The following is a 20,212-nucleotide window of genomic DNA, read 5'->3' on the forward strand; positions in this document are numbered from 1 at the left end:
GTTGCCCTAACAGCCGATAACGAGAACACTAGCTATTTATGGAAATGATTGAGCCAACCATGTTGGTCATACTTGCCTTGGTTGCATTTGCAGCAGGCTTTATCGATGCTGTCGCCGGTGGCGGAGGGATGTTAACCGTCCCAGCTTTGCTATCGCTTGGTTTACCGCCACATATTGCACTCGGAACTAATAAGCTGGCCGCAACGTTTGCCTCATCAACTGCAGCTTTTACTTACTATCGTAAGAAACTGTTCAAACCTGAATGTTGGACCAATGCATTCATATCGACATTAATAGGTGCAACAATCGGCACCCTGACTGTTGATGCCATTAGTACAGAGTGGTTAGAGAAGGTATTGCCATTAGTTATTCTTGCCGCTGCTGTCTATACCATTTTTCATAAAACTCCGGATGTGAGCCATAATGTGTCTCCTAAACCGTGTCCGGTACTTAAAAGAAAACAAAAGTACCAAGGATTCATTCTTGGCTTTTATGATGGTGTTGCAGGCCCAGGTACTGGCGCGTTTTGGACGGTGAGTTCTATGGCACTTTATCGCTTAAATATCTTACTGGCTTCTGGTTTGTCTAAAGCGATGAACTTCACTAGCAACTTCACCTCTTTGGTGACCTTTGCGATTCTCGGTCATATTGATTGGGTTCTAGGTTTAACCATGGGGCTTTGTTTGATGGCTGGTGCATTTGTTGGAGCACATTCTGCTATTCGCTTTGGTGCTACATTTATACGACCTGTCTTTGTGACTGTTGTGAGTGTCCTTGCGATTAAACTAGCTTACGAAGCGTGGTTTGTAAACTTATAGCCACCAGCCAATGGGAAGCGAAATGAACCATTTTTCAAATCTTAAAAGTGTACTGGATACCTTAATTGGGCACAGTTCTCAGGTCGACAAAGCCCGTGGTGCTTATCATCAAGCCTTGTTTGACCGAACCTTATTTAAGTGCAGCTCTTCTATTTTACTGCCCTACGCACTTGAAACTCAAACAACGTACAACACCATTATTCGTGAACAAGCGACAAATCAACTGACCGCATCTCGGGCCAACTACCTGACGGAAAAGCTGACTAACCAGATAGCTGCAATCCAAAGGGAGCTCGCTAACCATGATTTACGCTTAGACCGAAAAAGTAAGTCAGGCAAAAATCTCAACGACCTATACAACGAACTCGCTCAGCACCAAGATTGGCAAAAGCGACTGGTCGATTTAGTACGAGTACGAAAGTTAGCGTTTGATTCTGCGCCTCGCCACAGTAAGAAAAAAGCGGACGAGGCTTGGCAATTAGCAAAAGAACGATTAGAACGCTGTGAAGACTCAATGAAAAATATTGAGAGACTGATTAACTTAGAGAACCCTAAGCGAAATGAACACTGAAAACACATCATCACCACTGGATAATGCGCCAGAAGAAGTCAAGTTAGCTGTCGACCTGATCTATCTGCTCGAAAGCAACGAAATCGACCCAAAAGTGGCGTTAGAAGCAATTAAGATTGTCCAACAAGATTTACAAGCCAAACTAGCATCTAGCATCTAGCATCTAGCATCTAGCATCTAGCATCTAGCATAAAAACATACAGGATTCACATGTACCAACTTAGCTTTTCTATGCCCGAATTTCTTGAAAACTACTGGCATAAAAAACCAACCATCTTAAAAGGTGGCTTCCAAAACTTCGTCGACCCAATTTCGCCGGAAGAACTTGCTGGTTTATCGATGGAAGAAGAAGTGGATTCTCGCTTTGTCTCTAACCTCGACAACCAATGGACTGCAGAACATGGTCCATTCTCAGAAGAGAAATTTGGCGAGCTAACTGAAACACATTGGCAATTGATCGTTCAAGCAGCGAACCACTGGCACCAAGGTGCAAATCAGCTGACAGAAGCGTTCCAAGCGTTACCAAACTGGTTATTCGACGACCTAATGATCTGCTACTCAGCACCAGAAGGTGGCGTTGGCCCCCATATTGATCAATACGATGTATTCATCATTCAAGGTCAAGGTAAACGCCAGTGGAAAGTCGGCGCAAAAGATGTGGGCCAATACAAAGAGACCGTTCAAGCTTCTGCACTTCGTCAAATCGAAGGTTTTGAACCGATCATTGATGAAACTTTAGAGCCAGGCGATATCCTCTATATCCCACCGGGTTTCCCGCATGAAGGGAACACGTTAGAGCCGTCAATGAGCTACTCTATTGGCTATCGCTCCCCTAAAGAACAAGAGCTAATCAGCAACTTCGCCGATTTTGTACTTGCTCATGATATGGGTGACGTTCATCTTCACGATCCAGAATTCAAAACGCAAGATGGTTACGGCAAGATTCGTTCATCGGATTTAAGCAATCTAACTGACATGTTGAAATCTGCACTAGAGCAACCTGAAACCATCAGCGAATTCATGGGATGTTTGCTAAGCCAATCACGCCACCAGCTTGATATCGTCGCTCCTGAGCCATTATGGACAGAAGAAGAGATCGCTCAGCACTTAGAGTCAGAAGGCGAGATCTGTCGAGTATCGGGCTTAAAAGCGCTCTACCATGAGAATGAAAGCAACACGGCTTACATCAATGGTGAAGTGGTCAAGGTTGAAGAAGCGGATTCATCGCTACTAAACGTACTGTGTGATGACTCGGTGATTAACTCAGCAACCACTTTGACTCCTTCAGGTGTCACTGTCGTGACTGAATTGGTAAACAAAGGTTACTGGTTTATCGAAGACTAACTTGGTTAATCGGTTTCGATAAATATCACCGAGCCCTAGAACCTAATAGCCTTAGAAAACAGAAAAGGGACAAATGAAATCTTCATTTGTCCCTTTTTCGATTCAACCGTTAGCTAGCCTTATACTGCTAAGTCTTAAACCGCTAAACCTTAAACTACTAGACCTTGAATTGATTCACCAATTTCTGTTGCTGTTGAGATAGTTGCTCGATTTCGCTGCCCACTTGTTCAGAAGCTGCGGCTTGTTCCAAAATTTTCGCACTTAAGTCGCGAATGTTAACCACACTTTGATTCACTTCACCGGAAACCGATTGCTGCTCTTCTGCTGCTCTCACGATCTGGCTATTCATATCGCTGATCTCTTCAATTGAAGTGAAAATCGAACCAAGATCTTCAACTGCATTTTGAACATGTAACGCAGTATCGTTGGCTAAGATATTACCTTCTTGTATCGCTTCAACAACATCTTGAGTTCCAGCATGAACCTTGTCGATCACCGCTCTGATTTCACCAACCGATGATTGTGTACGACTTGCTAAGTTTCTTACCTCATCAGCTACAACAGCAAAACCTCGCCCTTGCTCACCCGCCCTCGCCGCTTCAATCGCTGCATTCAATGCTAGTAAGTTGGTTTGCTCAGAGATCCCTTCAATAACACTTAAGATTTCGGTGATGTTACCGTTATTTTTAGCTAGCTCTTCAACAATAGGAACAGCGCTCGACATACGCTCCACCAGCTTTCTCATTTCTCCAGCTGAGAGCTCGATGACTTGTTGCCCTTGTCGAGCAGAACGGTTCGCTTCACAAGCAGCATCAACTGCAACTTCTGCATTTTGTACCACTAAGCCAGCAGTCTGAGTCATCTCTTCTGCGGCTGTTGCCACTAGATCGACTTCTTTAAATTGAGATTCACTGCTTTCACGTGTACTTGATGCTGATGCCTTAGCTTGGCTTGTCGTGCTCGCCACTTGCTCAGTGGTTTGAATCACTTCTTTAATCGTGTGCTGAAGCTTGTCTAAGAACAGGTTAAACCCTTGTGATAACTGACCAATTTCGTCTTGAGATTTCACTTCCAAGCGCTGAGTCAAATCACCTTCACCAGAAGCGATATCATTGAGCCTTTCGACTACCTGTCGGATAGGCTTAACAATAGACAATGAAGAAAACGCGATAATAGCTAAACCAAAAAGAATAAAGATGACGCCTGCAATCACTTCCGTTTGGATGCCTTCGCTTACTTTAGTACTAATGATTGAATCCAATCGGTTAGCATCGGCAACCACGCTCTCACGCGGGATCTCAAACAACACGCCCCAAGTTTGGTTCGCCGCGGTAACAGGAGCAAATGCGAGTAACCACTCACCATTCTCACTCCATTGAGTCGTGACTTCGCCACCGAAGATAAAGTCGGTCATTAAATCACTGTTGGTATTGTCACTTTGAAAGACCGAGCCGACTGCAATACTTGAGTCATCTGAAGCAATAACCGAACCGTCTAGGCTGACAACATAAACGGCACCAGCGCCATCAAATAAGCTTTGATCTGATTGCGTGACCACACTGGTCAAGCCATCTAGCCTTAGGTCAATACCCAAGAAGCCAATAGCAACATCATCAACTAAGATAGGTACTGAAATTGAAGAGGTAAGTAATGCAGTACCACCGCTGTTCACGACTCGTGGAGTACTAATACACGTTTGCCCTGAAGACAAAGGACAATAAAAGCGTTCGCTATTACTATCATCGCTCAAGATAGGTTCTGACAGAACGTTCGCTAGAACATTTTCGCCGTTATCCGCCACCTTCCAATAAGGAGCAAAACGACCTTTTTCATTAGATCCAACATAGTCCGCATCGACATAATTCGCATCTTCACCATCAAGTAAATCAGGTTGGAAAACTAAATATGCACCTTGAATAGAATCAAAGTTCAAAACTGAGCGACGAACCATTTCATCTAACGCAGTACGAAGCTCTTCACTTGGGGTAAAGTTTTCATCCGCATTGTTCTTTAGAAACTGAGCACTAGCTGCTAACATTTCTGCGCGGTAAACCGCTTCGTCTACATAGCGTTGGGTTTCTTGAGCATTAAGCTGAGAAACAGACGCCAGCAACTGCTGAGTTTTATTGATAACTGATTCTGAGCTTTGAGATTTGATGACTTGTTGGTTACTGGTCGCGTTATAGATTGAAAAACCAATAAGAGACAGTGAAGTAATGATTAGACAGCAGCCTGCAAGCAGGGTGATTTTCCACTGTACCGATAGTGAGCGCATTTAATATCCTTATTTAAGCCAAAAGACTTCCATAACCGTAACTACCACATTGAGATGAATTGAAGAGCACAATGTAAATAAGTTTGACGAATAGCTTAGCGGATAATTACAGCACAAATTGCTTACATATAAAACGAAAGTTTACATAAATGTTAATAGGCCGTGTCTTTTGCCTTTTTTCTGTGATTTCAACTAAATGTAATCACGCCATCATGGGCCATGTAACTATTGAACTAACACTTTAGGCATAACCATAGCATCGAAATTTCTAGGAAAAACATTCCCCCTTTTGATCTTTGATAACACAGTAACTTCGGATTAGTTTTAATAATCCAAACTATAGATTTTTATCTTGATCAACTTCACACTTTTTGATTGCTAACTCGGCATTCAAGATCTAATATCTCGCGCCTAGATTCCCTGAACACTTTATTCATTTGGCTCTCCTCAAAGGAGCGCTAAGGCTTTTTACGTCTTTATTTTTTGGAGAGATACGCAAATGTCCGCCTCGTTTCCATTAGCGAAACTTACCTTTTTAATCGCTATTCTGACTGCTGTAGGTCAAATGACTCAAACGATGTATGTGCCTTCTATCGGTCATATGTCAGGTGAGTTCTTGGTTTCGGCGTCTTCACTCCAAGCAGTGATGGCGTGTTACTTGATCCCTTATGGTCTGTCGCAATTTGTCTACGGTCCACTTTCTGATCGCCTAGGTCGTAAACCGATCATCGTGATTGGTTTGATCATCTACATCATCGGCACTCTGGTGGCATTGTTCGCTCACGAGTATGAATGGTTCTTAGCGGGTAGCTTTATCCAAGGTTTGGGTATCGGTTGTGGCGGTGCGATGTCTCGTACATTGACTCGCGACTGTTTTGAAGGCGCAGAACTGCACCGCGCAAATAGCTTAATCAGCATGTGTGTGATTTTCTCACCATTAATGGCTCCAGTTCTAGGTGGTTACCTAACAGAAGCTTTCGGCTGGCGTTCTAGCTACTTGTTCCTTGCGCTGTTTGGTATCGCCGTTGTGATTACCATGATGACGAGCATGATGGAAACACTACCGAAAGAACGACGCAAGCATGAATCAGTGGCCAACAGCTACAAATTCGTTCTGTCTGACAAACGTTTCCAAGGTTTCTTATTGGTATTAGTCGCAACCTTTGCTGGCGTAGCCGTATTCGAAGCAGCGGCAGGCGTGCTGCTTGGCGGCGTACTTGGCTTACCAGCAACCACAGTAAGCTTGTTGTTTGTCTTACCCATTCCGGGTTACTTAATCGGTGCAGGCCTATCTAGTTACATCGCACAACGTCGCAGTGAGCGCCGTGTACTGAATGTTGGTCTAGTTGCTATCTTGGTAGGCTCAACAGTGGTATTGATACCGGGTCTATTCGGTCAAACAACAGCATTAACTTTGATTGGCGGTGCAACGATTTACTTCTTAGGCGCTGGTATCTTATTTCCAGCAGCAACAACGGGAGCGCTTTCGCCATTCCCATTCCACGCAGGTACAGGGGGCGCGATCCTCGGTGGTATGCAAAATCTAGGTGCTGGCATCGCAACACTATTGGCATCGTTCTTCCCTGCTCAAGACCAACTGCCACTCGGTTGCTTGATGATTGCAATGTCATTCATCGCCATGCTTGGTTTACGTTGGGTTAATCGTAAACCTGACCATTCAAACGAAATGCCATTAGCTATCTAAAGTAAAACTCGAACCCAGCCCAAACAACTAAGAGGGACATACTGAAAAGTGTGCCCCTTTTTTGTTTCGCATTTATTCCTTCCACTCTCACGTATCAGCAATTTCATTTAACATTACTTTGATTTTTTTAAAATAATAACAGACACTTACGCTGAAAGTGCATATCCAGAATCCAATTATAAATAACATCACTGGAAGAACACCAACGTACCTAGACTCTCACAACAAAGGATGCTGGCATTAAAACGAGTAAGGTGCACACTAAGGATATAAAGATGCGTTTCGCTTTAACCACATTAGCCGTATCGGTCGCGCTTGTCGCCGGATGCAGCAATCAAGGAATAACAACCATGAACCACTACTCTCCATCGCAACTTGTCGCCCAGCAAACACAAGCTCCTGTTGCTAAGAAAGTCCCTCATGCAATGACGATTCATGGTGATACCCGAATCGACGATTACTACTGGATGCGCGATGATAAACGCCAAGACCCAGAGATCTTGAAACAACTTGAGCAAGAGAATCAGTACGCAGATACGGTGCTTAAACATACAGAAGCGGCACAAAAACAATTATTTGAAGAGATCAAAGGGCGAATCGCAAAAGACGACAATTCAGTACCGGTTCGCAAAGGCAGCTACTTCTATTCGAATGAAGTCACAGGTGACAACGAATACCCAGTTCACTTACGTGCAAAAGACTTTGCAGGCGCAGACAAGCAAATCATTTTAGACGTTAACGCACTGGCAAAAGAACATGAATTCTTCAGTGTTGGTGGCTTGACGATCAGTCCAAACGAAAACTTGTTGGCCTATGGCGAAGATACGCTTAGCCGCCGAATCTACACCATCAAGATTAAAAACCTCACGACAGGTGAATATCTGAAAGATGAAATTGAAGGTGCCTCGAGTGCAATTGCATGGCAAAACGACAACCAAGCCTTCTACTACATCAAGAAAGATCCACAAACATTGCTGGGTTACCAAGTTCTACGACATGTATTGGGCACATCTCAGACAAGCGATGAGCTAATCTACGAAGAAACCGACAGCGCTTACTACACCTCTTTGAGTAAAAGCAAAGACGGTGAACAGGTCTACATTTGGCACTCGAGCACTGAAACCAGTGGTGTTTCGATCATTGATGCCAACAACCCAAACGCGAAAGCAGAACCTTTCTACCCACGAGAGGCTGGCATCGAGTACAGCATCGCTAAGCTAGATGATTGGTATTACATCGACACCAACTACCAAGCCGTCAACTTCCGTTTAATGAAAGTAAACACGGCAGACATGAATGACCGTTCAAAATGGGTCGATGTCATCCCAGCAGACGACGGCACTCAACTTGTCGATTTCGAACTGTTTGATGACCATCTTGTTTACGAACAACGTGCGAATGGCTTGTCTACCGTGAAAGTTCGTCAACTCTCAACAGGCAACGAGTTCCCACTTGAATTTAACGACACCGCATTTGCCGCTTACTTAACGAGTAACTATGAATTAGATAACTCAAAAGTTCGTGTCTATTACAGCAGTTTAACTACGCCAGGTACTTACTATGATTTCGATCTAAAGACAGGTGAATCTGAGCTAATGAAGCAGACACCCGTATTAGGTGATTTCGAAGCGGATAACTACCAATCAGAGCGAATCATGGTAACGGCTCGCGATGGTAAGCAAGTTCCTGTCTCTTTGGTTTATCGTAAAGATTTATTCAAGAAAGACGGCACCAACCCTATCTACCAATATGGCTATGGCTCTTACGGCCACACAATCGAACCAACCTTTGGATCGGCTCGCCTCAGCTTACTTGATCGCGGATTCGTTTATGCTATCGCACATATCCGTGGTTCAGAAATGCTTGGTCGCCCTTGGTATGAAGATGGCAAGAAACTGACCAAACAAAACACGTTCAACGACTTTATTGATGTCACTAAAGGGCTTGTTGAAGAAGGTTATGGTGCTAAAGATAAAGTATTTGCGGTAGGCGGCTCAGCGGGCGGTCTATTGATGGGCGCAATCATCAACCAAGCACCAGAACTGTACCGTGGTATTGGTGCACATGTTCCGTTTGTAGACGTGGTGACGACTATGCTTGATGAATCGATTCCTCTCACCACCAACGAGTATGACGAATGGGGCAACCCCAACGATAAAACCTACTACGATTACATGCTAGGTTACTCGCCATATGACAATGTGAAAGTTCAAAGCTACCCGAACATGTTAGTAACAACAGGCCTGCATGACTCACAAGTACAGTACTTTGAACCAATGAAGTGGGTGGCGAAACTGCGTGAAATGAAAACAGACAATAATGTGTTGTTGTTCAAAACCGATATGGAAGCTGGTCACGGCGGGGCTTCTGGTCGCTTCAAAAGATTGAAAGAAGACGCACTTGAATACGCGTTCTTTTTAGACTTACTAAAAACTCAGTAGACTCAGCGTAACTGTAGGTATTCACACAATTTAACGTCGCCATTTAGTCTTTATAAAGTGGCGACAGAAATTATTAAGCATGGTTAAATACGATGAACCATGAAATCCACCAAATCAACAAACCCTTGATAAACAAGCAAGCACAAGGGTTTACGAGAGGTATAAAAACAAATGAAAGTCATTAGCTTCAACATAAATGGCCTTAGAGCCCGCCTTCACCAACTGCAAGCGATTATCGACAAACACCAACCTGACGTGATTGGTCTGCAAGAGATTAAAGTGCACGATGAAGCCTTCCCATTAGCCGATGTTGAAGCAATGGGTTACAAAGTCTACTTCCATGGTCAAAAGGCGCACTACGGTGTGGCTATGCTTTGTAAGCAAGAACCAATTTCTGTACAGAAAGGCTTCCCTACAGACAATGAAGATCATCAAAAGCGCATGATCATGGCGACGTTTGAAGATGAAAATGGTGAAAATGTTACCGTCCTAAATGGTTACTTCCCTCAAGGGGATAACATTAAGCATGAAACCAAATACCCGTATAAGCGTGAGTTCTACAAAGACTTAATGACGTACCTGAACGATTACCACAACAAAGATGAACAAGTGATCGTAATGGGCGACATTAATATCAGCCCTACCGATATTGATATCGGTATTGGTGAACCTAATGCGAAACGTTGGTTGAAAACAGGTAAGTGTTCTTTCCAACCAGAAGAGCGCGAATGGTTGAAAACACTGATGGATTGGGGTTTTGTGGACAGCTTCCGTTTACTACACCCTGAAGTGAACGATCAATACTCGTGGTTTGATTACCGCTCAAAAGGCTTCGTAGACAACCGTGGTCTGCGTATTGATGTGGTCCTCGCAACTCAAAAGCTTGCTGACAAATGTACTGAAGCCGGTATCGACTACGAACTGCGTGGCATTGAAAAACCATCAGACCATGCTCCGATTTGGTCGACGTTTAAATAGTTATTTTTAGGTCACAAAACTTAGCCAGATCAAGCAGCAAACAAATAGTGCTCACAACGCTGATCAGAAGCTAATAAGGAAAGAGAGGAGATAATATCCCCTCTCTTTTTTATATCGTATGGTCTAGTTCAGCGGCCAATCAGTCGTGCCATCAACATCCAGCGCTGCCTTGGCAAACTCGTCTAAACAATACCCTTGATTAGATGATGCAAAATATGTCAAAGGCATGTTACTTAGACTAAGAGCCGTGACTTGTTGCTTCGCTTTATCACTGAAACTGAACCCCCACATGTCTAAGTATTGCGTCATATTCCGTTCTGCAACGTAACTCAATGCGATAAGCAACCAATCATTGTTTGTAATATCTACCGCTTCTTGTCTCGTATAATCTGAAAAACCAATCGAGCCTTTTCGATCGTTCCAAAGTTCATCACCGCCTTTCAAGCGATTAAACTCTCTCTCAATCAAGTGCAAGCGCCCTAATAAATGCCAACCCGAATTCAATACACCCTGCTGCTCTGCAAGCATCATCATTTGAATGTAGATACGAGCTCCCCAACTCCAACCAGTTTGATTTTGAGCCGCCATAAAAGCATTTGGATCAGGTTGAGTCCGGCTCTGCTGTAAAAGCCGATACTGCCCTTTAAAATCTAAGCCTTGGCAAGAAGATACCTTTCCGGTGTCTTTGTAGTATTTTGATTTGCTAAAATACGAATAGTAGTTGGTTGTTGAATGACCATCCCATCCAGAAAATCTGAAACGACCTCTCTCTAAGCCATGCCCTAACTCATGAAGATCACCATGCCCTAACGGGTGAAAAGACCAGTAAGCATCGTAAGGATTTCCTGAACAGCCGTAACCACAGTTCGCTTGATCGGCATTCATGTGCTTCACGATATCAATGTTCGCGATTTCCCAGCCCTTTGCCTCACCGTATTGATGTACTTCAGTAATTTCATCAATCCCAGGACCTCTAAAACCTGCAAGCGCATGAGGAAAGTTATGTACATAACGCTCAGTGGCGAGTGCCATATCATGCGGCTGCGCCCAATCTGAGGCACCGATAGACTCTTTCATCTTGTCTAGTTTAGAATGGACTTCGAACCCAGGTGTAACCAACTCGGCCCAATCAAACTTTCCTTCTTCAAGCTGGGCGACAAAACTGTCGTTGTCGGCTTCACTTCGCCAAACAGGGTGTTGAGCAACATTCTCAAAACGCAGTTCAACATCAATATCATTGGTATCAAAATGAACCTGTAATGTTCCGCCATAGGCAGAAGTCAGATAAATCGTCTCTCCTGTTCTCACGGGATAGGTTACTGAGGTCAAAAACTTCGGCCTAGCATAGCCGTCATCGCCCGAAAATTCGTGAGTCGCACCACTACGTAGGGTATTAAATGCTATCGATGTCGCCACCTCATTACTGTCCAAACGAGTCACTTTGATTGTCTTACCCGGCAAAGCATAAACACCAGCCGCACGAAAGTTTCTCTTAGACTCTAAGGAAATAAGCTTGGTGACCAACGGTACATTATCAAAACTCTTAGAGCTGAAATTACCTAAGCTTGGTTGCGCTGCATTATACAAACGGCTGTTGTATGTGGCGTAATCACTATAGTAAGAACGAAGAAACTCGATTCTCTCAGTTACGCCTTTACCCATCGGGTATTGAACATCTTGGCGATAACGATCAGCGAGTAACAGCAACAACTTTTCATATTCGTAATCATCGGTTGCAAACAGATCAATTTTTTTACTATCAAGAGTCGTTACGTGTGAACGAATACTATTCGCCGCAATATAGAATTCTTCATCCATATTGGAATCATCAGGGCAAGATTTGTCATCACACGTATTCAGGTCAACGGTAAAACTGTCATCTTTCAATCGCTGTAAAAGCGCTTGTTGTTGAACAATATTATCCGGCATTCGATCTATCAGCTGTGTAGAATCCCAGTTCGATAAACCGAGCTTACGCCAATAGTTGTCGCCAACGTAAGTCATGTGCATTTCTGAAAATAGCGCGTTACCTAAGTCCGTCATACCGCCATCAAGATGTAGGTATAACACTGGTATATTTTTATTGAACGCCAAGCGTAAACCCGTAATCACATCTTCAATGTCATCACCATCATTCAGCTTTTGGGACAAAACCAGTAAATCAGGGTTATTGCTTTCAACGCATTGACTCAACTTATCGCCATCACAAGCATTGTCGGCATTAATAACCATTGAAGGATTGATATTACTAGTCAACCAATCTCGTGTTGCTTGGTCGTCAGGAAAATAATGAGATTGATCGAGCTGAGCTAATACGACATTTTGTGGCGAATCATTATCAGAAGCCCACTTAACCAAGTTTTCTAGCCAAATATCCATCTCTTCGTTAACAGAATCTGGAAAGCGCTGCTTAGTTCGAAACGGGTTACTTGCCAATGCTGCATAGCGACTGTTATCTGACGTATAACCCGCAATACCAATGGCAAGCTCTTGGTCGGAATACCCATCTTGCATCGCTTTATTGGTTTGTAAGATGACATCGTTAAAGCCATAAGTTGGTAAGATAATTGCCGTGTCGTGTGTTGGATCCCAATGAAGATTGCGTAAAGGCTCTCCTTCAGAGTTTTGGGATAATGCTTGCTTAATATGATTGAAGTTCGAGTTGTATTGAGCAACTAATGCTCGGCTGGCATCAATGAACTCTTTGGAATCCTTAACATAAGAAGCATCACCTGTGGCCAACGCCTTTTGAACAGCAGTTTGTGGAACCGGAGTGATACCAGGCTCACCACTTCCGTCGCCTTCGTTTCCTTCTCCTCCGGAACCACCAGAACCACCAGAACCACCAGAACCAGTTTGAGCACTTTCACCGCCGCTGCCACCGCCACATCCAAAAAGTGATAAAGCAATAGCACAAAGAACCCAATTGGATAGTAACTTACTCTTTTTCATCATTATTCCATACAACAACAAAATTTTGCTGAGTCTATCTATCGCCAAACCTAAAGCAATCAATCTCATGAATACGTTAGTTTAATTTGAAGCAAGGTAACTATTTCGTTGGGATGCAACTGCTCGAAAGCTTATGGGATTCAAAAGCACACGACTTGTTTAATGCTATAAAAAACGGCGCTATAGAAGCGCCGTTTTTCTAACTATGATTTGTAAAGTGTAATTAGCTAAGTGGTCTTAAGTAAGCTAGGAAACGTTTCTCTGCGAATTTGAAAATCGCAATAATGATAAACGTTAACCCCATGTAGAACAGGCCTGCCGTTAGAAACGATTCAAATGGTGCGTAGTAACGTGAGTTAACCAAACGTGCTGCGCCCGTCAGATCCATAATCGTTACGATACCTGCTACCGCCGAGCCATGAAGCATAAAGATAACTTCATTACTGTACGCCGGTAATGCTCGACGTAAAGCGCTTGGAAGAATGATACGGCGGTATGTCTTGGGTGTGCTCATACCATAAGCTTTTGCTGCTTCAACCTCACCTTTCGGTAAGCCGTTGATAGCGCCACGAATGATTTCAGCGGTATAAGCCGACGTGTTCAGAATAAACGCGACCAATGCACAGAACCATGCGTTTTCCCATAGGGTGTCTTTTACAGGGAAGAACTGATCCATTCCGTAGTAAATCAGGTACAACTGCACCAATAATGGCGTACCACGGAAGAAATAGATGAACGACCAAGCTGGAGCGTTAATCAGCATATTTGGGCTGTTACGAGCAATAGCTAATGGTATTGCTACACATAAGCCAATGATCAAAGCGACGCAAACCATCCAAGCCGTTGTCCATAAACCACTAAGGTAAATCGGCAGGCTTTCAATTATCAATGAAAAGTCCATAACTACCTCGCGTGGATACTGAATTTACGTTCAACCAACTTAAGCAAGCCCGTCGAAACACTGGTGAAGAATAGGAAAATAAGAGCCACTGTCATATAAAAGGTAAATGGCATTTTGGTTGAACCAGCAGCCAATGCACTAACACGTACCATGTCCTCTAGGCCGATAATCGAAACCAACGCGGTGGTCTTAAGTAGAACCAACCAGTTGTTACCAAAACCCGGCAGTGCGTGACGAATCATTTGAGGTAACAGAACACGGCGGAACGCTAAGACGGGTCCCATGCCGTAGGCCTTTGCCGCTTCCATCTCACCGCTGTCGACAGCCATGATTGCACCACGGAAAGTTTCAGCCATGTAAGCACCAAAGATAAAGCCAATGGTTAAGACACCAGCAATGAATGGGCTGACATCGATATAATCAGGTAAGTAAGCGGTCCATTCATGGTTAGGATCACTTGATGTGAACCACTCATTGAGCCACTCATTGATGGAATACAAACTGTTGTTTAAAAGGATTTGTCCACCAAAGAAAATCAGCATCATCAAGACGAGATCGGGGATGCCTCGAATGACAGTTGTGTAGAGGGTTGCAATTGCACGAGCCCAGCGATAAGGCGCAAGTTTTGCTAAGGCACCTAGCATACCAAGAACCATAGCTAAAATTAGCGACAGCAAGGCAACTTCGATTGTAAGCACCGCCCCTTTCAGGATCGAAGCTTCATATCCTTGTAAATCAAACATAATGAATTCCAACAGAACTGCGAAAAAGTTGGTAAGACAGGGAGAGGAGAACCTCTCCCTTAAGAATTGACGCTAGATATTACTGACCGTATACGTCGTAGTTGAAGTATTTAGCTGCGATATCTTGGTAGATGCCTTTTTCACGTAGTGAAAGGATTGCCGCATCTAATTGCTTAGTCAGATCTTTGTCTTGCTTACGTAGAGCAATACCAAAACCATCGCCGAACCATTTAGGATCTGTTAGTGATGGGCCAACAAACTCGTAGTCTTCACCACCCGCTTTGTTTAGTACGCCTTCTTCTAGAGCCGATGCATCACCCAGTACAGCAGCAACACGACCGTTAGCTAGATCAAGGTAAGCTTCATCGAATGAACCGTAACGAACGATCTCTACTGTGTCGCCGTAGTTGTCTGTTAGGTACTTATCGTGAGTTGTTGCACGTTGAACGGCAATTTTTTGACCACTTAGATCATCAAAGTTAAGGCCTGCACCTTTTTTAGCGATGAACTTGTTTGGGATAAGTGCGTATTTACCAGTGAAATCGATCTTTTTCTTACGCTCTTCCGTGATAGACATTGCCGCGATGATCGCATCATATTTACGAGCAAGTAGAGAAGGAATAATGCCATCCCAATCTTGTGCAACGATCTTACACTGCACCTGCATTTCGGTACAAAGCGCGTTAGCCATGTCAACATCGAAGCCTTTTAGTGAACCATCAGCTTCCGTCCAGCTAAATGGAGGGTAAGCACCTTCAATACCGAAACGTACTGTTTTCCATTCTTTTGCTTGAGCTACGCCCGTTGCAGCAGTTGCAGCAAGTGCCGCGACTAATAACCACTTTTTCATATCCCTACTCCTGTGATTTAGGTTTTTATGTTTTGCTAATTTTAATATTGTGTTTGTTGTTACTTATTAACTTACTTGTTGTGTTTTATTGTTCATACCGTCGCCATTTTCCTTAGCGGCGGTATTTCAATTCTGATTCGCGCTAACGATTTATCTCTAAGTAAACCGATTAATAAATCGAAGAGATAAACTGTTTCAATCGCTCAGATTCAGGTTCCGTAAACAGTTTAGCTGGATCACCCTGCTCTTCCACTAGACCTTGATGCAAGAACATCACGTGGTTTGATACGTCACGAGCAAAAGCCATCTCATGTGTTACCACAAGCATGGTTCTTCCTTCTTCTGCTAGATCACGCATTACACCAAGAACTTCACCGACTAACTCTGGGTCAAGCGCCGATGTTGGCTCATCAAATAACATAACTTCCGGATCGACCGCTAACGCTCTTGCTATAGCTGCACGTTGTTGTTGTCCACCAGATAAGTGTCCTGGGTAGTAATCTTTGCGCTCGTACAGGCCTACTTTCTTCAGCAGTAACTCTGCATTTTCAATCGCTTGTGCTTTGGGCACACCTAATACGTGAACTGGTGCTTCGATAACATTTTCGAGAACGGTCAGATGAGACCATAAATTGAATCCCTGAAAAACCATTGCCAGACGAGAACGGATTCGCTGTACTTGTTTTTCATTGGTAGGAACAGAAACACCTTGGCGGTTGTTTTTCATTTGAATTAATTCACCATTAACCCAAATCTCGCCAGCAGTTGGTGTTTCTAAAAGGTTGATACATCTAAGGAAAGTACTTTTACCTGACCCTGAAGACCCGATAATCGATACTACATCGCCTTTGTGCGCAGAAAGTGAAATTCCCTTTAAAACTTCATTTTGACCAAACGTTTTGTGTAGATCCTTTATGTCCAGCGCTGGTACATCTTTCATGCGCTTTCTCTCCCAAGTTTGTGAAAATGCAAGGTACTCCGACCTTTTCATGCGATACAAACTAGCACCACACGAAATAACATGCAACAAATTATTAACCTAATAGTTTAGAATAAATAGCGATTCACTCTGACTTATTATGCAAAAGGTAGCGTTTTCCTCTCAATTACATGAATAGCAGTTATAAACAAGCCCCGATTAACGGGGCTTGTTTGTTTTATTTTTGTTAAGTAGTCGCTATTTTGTAAGCATCAAATAGCCTTGGTTCTGAACCTTTACACCCGTTTTGTTTAGTGTAACTTCATTAACAACAAGCCCATCTAAATCTTCATCTAAGTCCGTTACATTACCGTGCGCAAACGCAGTCATGAAATCATAACCTGTAATCTCCGACTCTGCTGTCTCAACAAGAACAGTCTGATGAATGGGATCTGAGGTAGGATCTAACTTCAATTCAGCCTTAACAGTATCTGAGTAGTCGTAGTAGTGAAGCTCTGGTAAAACAATTGTATCTTCCAAATGAGTAAATACTTTATGTGTCAATTTATGAAGGCCGCCACTTAGGCTTTCTGTTGTATAGGCAACTCTCATTTTTCCGACTTCATCTGTAAAACTAAAATCAAGGTCTAGGTTATTACCAGCAAGGTTTGGTGAGTCAGTCGGCAACGAACTTAAGTCATAAAATGAGTCTGGAGCGATATCTACGTCCCAAGAACCTTCAACATATAACTTCTTGTTGAGATCAATATTCCAGCCATTAAGCGGAGTGTCTGATTCAACATTTAAGCTCCAGTGTTCAGTATTTGGCTCATCCGGACTTGTAAAGTCACCTTGCGTGCTTGGAATTGTTGCTATGCCATAACTAAAATCACCCTGACTAACCTTAATCTCAACATTCGAGTAATCAAAGTCATTTGTGTGCGTCAATTGAGCTTTGTTTCCTGCCATATCAACCAGTAACAATTGATCGGCGTTACTCCAAGCTCTTACACCATATTGATGCAAATACCCATCTTTAAATTGCGTAACAATGGTTGATTCAGGTGTCCCATTAGGCAGAGCCCGTACATCTAACTTATCAATCGAATACGTCGGCACAGACTCTTCTTTTAGCTGGGATTGAAAGTTATAATCTCCACCACCAGAAGCTACGGCAAGGTAAGACAAGTCATTTCGTGTTGTCTTACCAAAGTTATCACCTTTATCGCAACTACTAACAGCTTCACGATTCATACCAAACGTAGTTGTTCTCAGAGTAAGATCTTCCAAATATTCTTTAGAAAATGTATTAGCTGTGAAGTGTGTGTTGTTCGCTTCGCGAATTTGGAACGTAACAAAGCCACCATCAGGTATACCTTCCAAGGTAAACGAGAGCTTCAAATTGCTTGGGACAATTAAATCACCAACCATTGAACCAGCCGCATCCGAATAGTATGCAACCACATTTTCATTGTTGAGCTGTGACTCAATTGCTGGTTGGTAAGTCAACACCGTCGCTTGCTGACTACTATTCTCTCTTCGCTCGTATACGGTACAGTTCGAAGTGTTGCTACTTTCAAGGATTGTATTCGGGGTAGAGAACGAAAATTCAAACTTTGTTGATGGTGTACCGCCACCGCCGCCACCGCCGCTTCCGCCGCCACAACCAACAAGTAGTCCTGAAATCATTGCCGCTAGTGGCAACATTAGTGTCTTTTTCATCTGTTATCGTCCTGTTTGTGGCAACAGCTCGCCAAAATTAAATATCTGACAACAATAAAGCAAAAAGTAAGCCAATCATTCAGCTCATAATTTATAAAGGATGAAAAATGTGACAAGACGATGAAAACGTCAATTTGTGAAAACAAATTACACCTTTTATCAACGGTACGTTAATGAATCGCTGCGTTTTGTAGCTTTCTTTCACATACACTCATAAAGTGATCAAGATCAATCACCCTAAAGGGTAAGCTTGTTAGACTCCTCAATACAAAATAAGGCATTAAAAATGCCAAACATTTCTTTTAACTTAGCTACATAAAGCACATCAAAACCGTGCAACATAATGTTAATAAGTTATAACTAAGAAATAACGCAATTACGCGAACTTATTTAATTCAATTTTAGAATTACTAACATAAAAATATGAGGAATCTATGTCAGACGTTGTGAATAATGCGAACTCTGAAGTAGAAGAGAAAAGCTATAAAGAGCTACACCGCCCTTCTTCGGAATTTGAGAGCCGCTCAGATTATCTAGATCACGAACTTCAAATCATGAAGCCTCGCCGCTTCGGTTTAAACCTTCCAGGCCGTGATTTCCGTTTTGAACTTGAAGACCTTGTTCCTGCACTTGCTGGTACCATCGGTATCATCGCGATGTACTCAGCAGTAATGATGTCTTGGGCTGATGGCCTAACTCAAGCTTGGGATCACGTAAACCTAGGTAAAGACTTCGCAATTGAAGTTGCTCGTGTAGAAATGCTTATTCCTGCACTGCTGTTCTGTATTCTTGCTTCTGGTTTCTTCAACCCTAAAGCAAACCTTGCCGGTAACCACGGCCCAATGATCCCTCTTATTGGTACCATCGCTCTCGCTGGTGCTCACCCTCTTGCATTGGCAATCCTTATCGGTGTCTTCGGTCTAATCCTAAGTTTCCTAAAAGGCGGCTCCAAGCTGGTTAACCTGACTTCGGAAGGTACCGCTGGCGGCTTACTCATTTTCTTAGGCCTAACAGGCACCATGAGCCAAATTAACTCGATTCAAGCATGGGCGGTTGGTCTTCAATCTTCTACTGTTGAAGCGGGCAGCATGGGCTACGTTGGTTTAATCGTTCTTGCTATTACGATTGCTATCTACGCTTTCTTAGCAAAAGTGAACAAGCGTTGGTTGGCTATCCCAGTTTGTGCATTCACAGGCCTTGCTATTGCATTAGCACTAGGTGCTGGTTTCGATATCGTATTCGAAACTGAAATGGGCATTCCAAACCTAAACCCAGTTTACTGGTGGGGTTCTACTTCTGAAGGTTGGATGCTTGGCTTGCCAAACGTTGAACACTTCATTGCTTCTTTACCATTCGCAATTCTTGCCGTAGCAATGTGGTCGCCAGATTTCCTAGGTCACCGTATCTTCCAAGAACTGAACTACCCTAAACGTTCTGAAAAAGTACTTATGGATGTTGATGACACAATGACTATGTGTTCAGTTCGCCAAATGGTAGGTACTGCAGTTGGTGGTGGTAACATCACATCTTCTTGGGGTACTTACATGATCCCAGCAGCAATCGCGAAACGTCCGATTCCTGGCGGCGCAATATTGCTTGGTTCTCTATGTATTATTGTTGCGATTCTTGGTTTCCCAATGGACGTAGCTGTATGGCCACCAGTGATGCGTGTTGCACTGCTTGTAGGTGTATCTCTGCCTCTACTTGAAGCGGGTATGCAAATGGTTAAGGATTCAAAAGATTCTCAAGCAGCTGGTATCTGTATCTTCGGTTCTGCGGTTGTTAACCCAGTATTAGCATGGGCGCTGACCATGCTTCTAGATAATAACGGTCTAATTGGTGATAAAGAGCGTGCGAAGCGTCTATCATTTGTAGACAAGATTGTTATCCCAGTTGGCGTTTTAGTTATCTGTTTAGTCGCAATGCTTGCAGTTGGTATGCTAGAAAGTCAATATGGCCTAAAAGCTTGGCTATAATGGTTCTAACTACACAA

Annotated in this window: 15 protein-coding genes; 8 read left to right on the forward strand and 7 right to left on the reverse strand. The window is 43.3% G+C overall.

The genetic code is table 11. From position 1 onward, the window contains the following. Positions 1–38 precede the first annotated feature (38 nt). From AC3CH4_RS10075 to AC3CH4_RS10090, 4 genes are read left to right on the forward strand one after another with little or no spacing between them, the layout of a single operon-like run. On the forward strand, positions 39–818 hold the full coding sequence (locus AC3CH4_RS10075; RefSeq protein ID WP_004736543.1) for a sulfite exporter TauE/SafE family protein: 780 nt from the start codon (positions 39–41) through the stop codon (positions 816–818). A 22-nt stretch (positions 819–840) separates the two neighbouring features. Continuing rightward, entirely contained in the window at positions 841–1,389 is a 549-nt protein-coding gene (locus AC3CH4_RS10080; protein WP_029405213.1) for a primosomal replication protein, read from the forward strand. Further along, complete coding sequence (gene rsmS, locus AC3CH4_RS10085) at positions 1,379–1,549, forward strand: pleiotropic regulatory protein RsmS (protein ID WP_171314139.1); 171 nt, start codon at positions 1,379–1,381, stop codon at positions 1,547–1,549. Before AC3CH4_RS10080 ends, rsmS begins: the two co-directional genes overlap by 11 nt. A gap of 50 nt (positions 1,550–1,599) precedes the next feature. Continuing rightward, positions 1,600–2,733 carry a ribosomal protein uL16 3-hydroxylase gene (locus AC3CH4_RS10090; protein WP_054547278.1) on the forward strand — a complete coding sequence of 378 codons (1,134 nt, stop codon included), beginning with the start codon at positions 1,600–1,602 and terminating at the stop codon, positions 2,731–2,733. Positions 2,734–2,890: 157 nt separating this feature from the next. On the opposite strand, the gene AC3CH4_RS10095 is transcribed toward AC3CH4_RS10090, so the two are convergent. Next, positions 2,891–5,008 (reverse strand): methyl-accepting chemotaxis protein, encoded by a 2,118-nt coding sequence (locus tag AC3CH4_RS10095; RefSeq protein WP_017078152.1) that lies wholly within the window; start codon positions 5,006–5,008, stop codon positions 2,891–2,893. A 499-nt stretch (positions 5,009–5,507) separates the two neighbouring features. Here AC3CH4_RS10095 and emrD point away from each other — a divergent pair, with 499 nt between their 5' ends. The 3 genes from emrD to xthA all read left to right on the forward strand — a co-directional run bounded on the left by emrD (position 5,508) and on the right by xthA (position 10,132). Beyond that, positions 5,508–6,713, forward strand: coding sequence for a multidrug efflux MFS transporter EmrD (gene emrD / locus AC3CH4_RS10100; protein WP_029222513.1), 1,206 nt, complete (start codon positions 5,508–5,510; stop codon positions 6,711–6,713). Between the two features lie 350 nt (positions 6,714–7,063). Then, complete coding sequence (locus tag AC3CH4_RS10105) at positions 7,064–9,154, forward strand: S9 family peptidase (RefSeq protein WP_488543634.1); 2,091 nt, start codon at positions 7,064–7,066, stop codon at positions 9,152–9,154. A 171-nt stretch (positions 9,155–9,325) separates the two neighbouring features. Further along, complete coding sequence (gene xthA / locus AC3CH4_RS10110) at positions 9,326–10,132, forward strand: exodeoxyribonuclease III (protein WP_488542917.1); 807 nt, start codon at positions 9,326–9,328, stop codon at positions 10,130–10,132. A 123-nt stretch (positions 10,133–10,255) separates the two neighbouring features. Here the strand turns inward: xthA and AC3CH4_RS10115 are convergent, their stop codons facing one another. The 6 genes from AC3CH4_RS10115 to AC3CH4_RS10140 all read right to left on the reverse strand — a co-directional run bounded on the left by AC3CH4_RS10115 (position 10,256) and on the right by AC3CH4_RS10140 (position 18,219). Continuing rightward, positions 10,256–13,084 (reverse strand): ImpA family metalloprotease, encoded by a 2,829-nt coding sequence (locus AC3CH4_RS10115; RefSeq protein WP_488542918.1) that lies wholly within the window; start codon positions 13,082–13,084, stop codon positions 10,256–10,258. 223 nt (positions 13,085–13,307) lie between these two features. Further along, positions 13,308–13,985 carry an ABC transporter permease gene (locus tag AC3CH4_RS10120; protein WP_004736535.1) on the reverse strand — a complete coding sequence of 226 codons (678 nt, stop codon included), beginning with the start codon at positions 13,983–13,985 and terminating at the stop codon, positions 13,308–13,310. Positions 13,986–13,987: 2 nt separating this feature from the next. Continuing rightward, positions 13,988–14,728 carry an ABC transporter permease gene (locus AC3CH4_RS10125; protein WP_171314136.1) on the reverse strand — a complete coding sequence of 247 codons (741 nt, stop codon included), beginning with the start codon at positions 14,726–14,728 and terminating at the stop codon, positions 13,988–13,990. 79 nt (positions 14,729–14,807) lie between these two features. After that, complete coding sequence (locus tag AC3CH4_RS10130) at positions 14,808–15,578, reverse strand: ABC transporter substrate-binding protein (protein ID WP_017078148.1); 771 nt, start codon at positions 15,576–15,578, stop codon at positions 14,808–14,810. Positions 15,579–15,747: 169 nt separating this feature from the next. Further along, positions 15,748–16,518 carry an ABC transporter ATP-binding protein gene (locus tag AC3CH4_RS10135; protein WP_017076713.1) on the reverse strand — a complete coding sequence of 257 codons (771 nt, stop codon included), beginning with the start codon at positions 16,516–16,518 and terminating at the stop codon, positions 15,748–15,750. A 237-nt stretch (positions 16,519–16,755) separates the two neighbouring features. After that, positions 16,756–18,219 (reverse strand): hypothetical protein, encoded by a 1,464-nt coding sequence (locus AC3CH4_RS10140; protein ID WP_171327808.1) that lies wholly within the window; start codon positions 18,217–18,219, stop codon positions 16,756–16,758. 434 nt (positions 18,220–18,653) lie between these two features. Between AC3CH4_RS10140 and AC3CH4_RS10145 the strand changes: the two genes are divergently transcribed. Continuing rightward, positions 18,654–20,195, forward strand: a complete 1,542-nt coding sequence (locus AC3CH4_RS10145; RefSeq protein WP_017083998.1) for a DUF3360 family protein — start codon at positions 18,654–18,656, stop codon at positions 20,193–20,195. The last annotated feature ends 17 nt before the right edge of the window (positions 20,196–20,212 follow it).

This window comes from Vibrio sp. QJM3NY_26, assembly GCF_057786005.1.

Coding starts and splice junctions, on each gene's coding strand:
- AC3CH4_RS10075 (WP_004736543.1), top strand. CDS start 39: ATGGAAATGATTGAGCCAACCATGTTGGTCATACTTGCCTTGGTTGCA.
- AC3CH4_RS10080 (WP_029405213.1), top strand. CDS start 841: ATGAACCATTTTTCAAATCTTAAAAGTGTACTGGATACCTTAATTGGG.
- rsmS (WP_171314139.1), top strand. CDS start 1,379: ATGAACACTGAAAACACATCATCACCACTGGATAATGCGCCAGAAGAA.
- AC3CH4_RS10090 (WP_054547278.1), top strand. CDS start 1,600: ATGTACCAACTTAGCTTTTCTATGCCCGAATTTCTTGAAAACTACTGG.
- AC3CH4_RS10095 (WP_017078152.1), bottom strand. CDS start 5,008: ATGCGCTCACTATCGGTACAGTGGAAAATCACCCTGCTTGCAGGCTGC.
- emrD (WP_029222513.1), top strand. CDS start 5,508: ATGTCCGCCTCGTTTCCATTAGCGAAACTTACCTTTTTAATCGCTATT.
- AC3CH4_RS10105 (WP_488543634.1), top strand. CDS start 7,064: ATGAACCACTACTCTCCATCGCAACTTGTCGCCCAGCAAACACAAGCT.
- xthA (WP_488542917.1), top strand. CDS start 9,326: ATGAAAGTCATTAGCTTCAACATAAATGGCCTTAGAGCCCGCCTTCAC.
- AC3CH4_RS10115 (WP_488542918.1), bottom strand. CDS start 13,084: ATGAAAAAGAGTAAGTTACTATCCAATTGGGTTCTTTGTGCTATTGCT.
- AC3CH4_RS10120 (WP_004736535.1), bottom strand. CDS start 13,985: ATGGACTTTTCATTGATAATTGAAAGCCTGCCGATTTACCTTAGTGGT.
- AC3CH4_RS10125 (WP_171314136.1), bottom strand. CDS start 14,728: ATGTTTGATTTACAAGGATATGAAGCTTCGATCCTGAAAGGGGCGGTG.
- AC3CH4_RS10130 (WP_017078148.1), bottom strand. CDS start 15,578: ATGAAAAAGTGGTTATTAGTCGCGGCACTTGCTGCAACTGCTGCAACG.
- AC3CH4_RS10135 (WP_017076713.1), bottom strand. CDS start 16,518: ATGAAAGATGTACCAGCGCTGGACATAAAGGATCTACACAAAACGTTT.
- AC3CH4_RS10140 (WP_171327808.1), bottom strand. CDS start 18,219: ATGAAAAAGACACTAATGTTGCCACTAGCGGCAATGATTTCAGGACTA.
- AC3CH4_RS10145 (WP_017083998.1), top strand. CDS start 18,654: ATGTCAGACGTTGTGAATAATGCGAACTCTGAAGTAGAAGAGAAAAGC.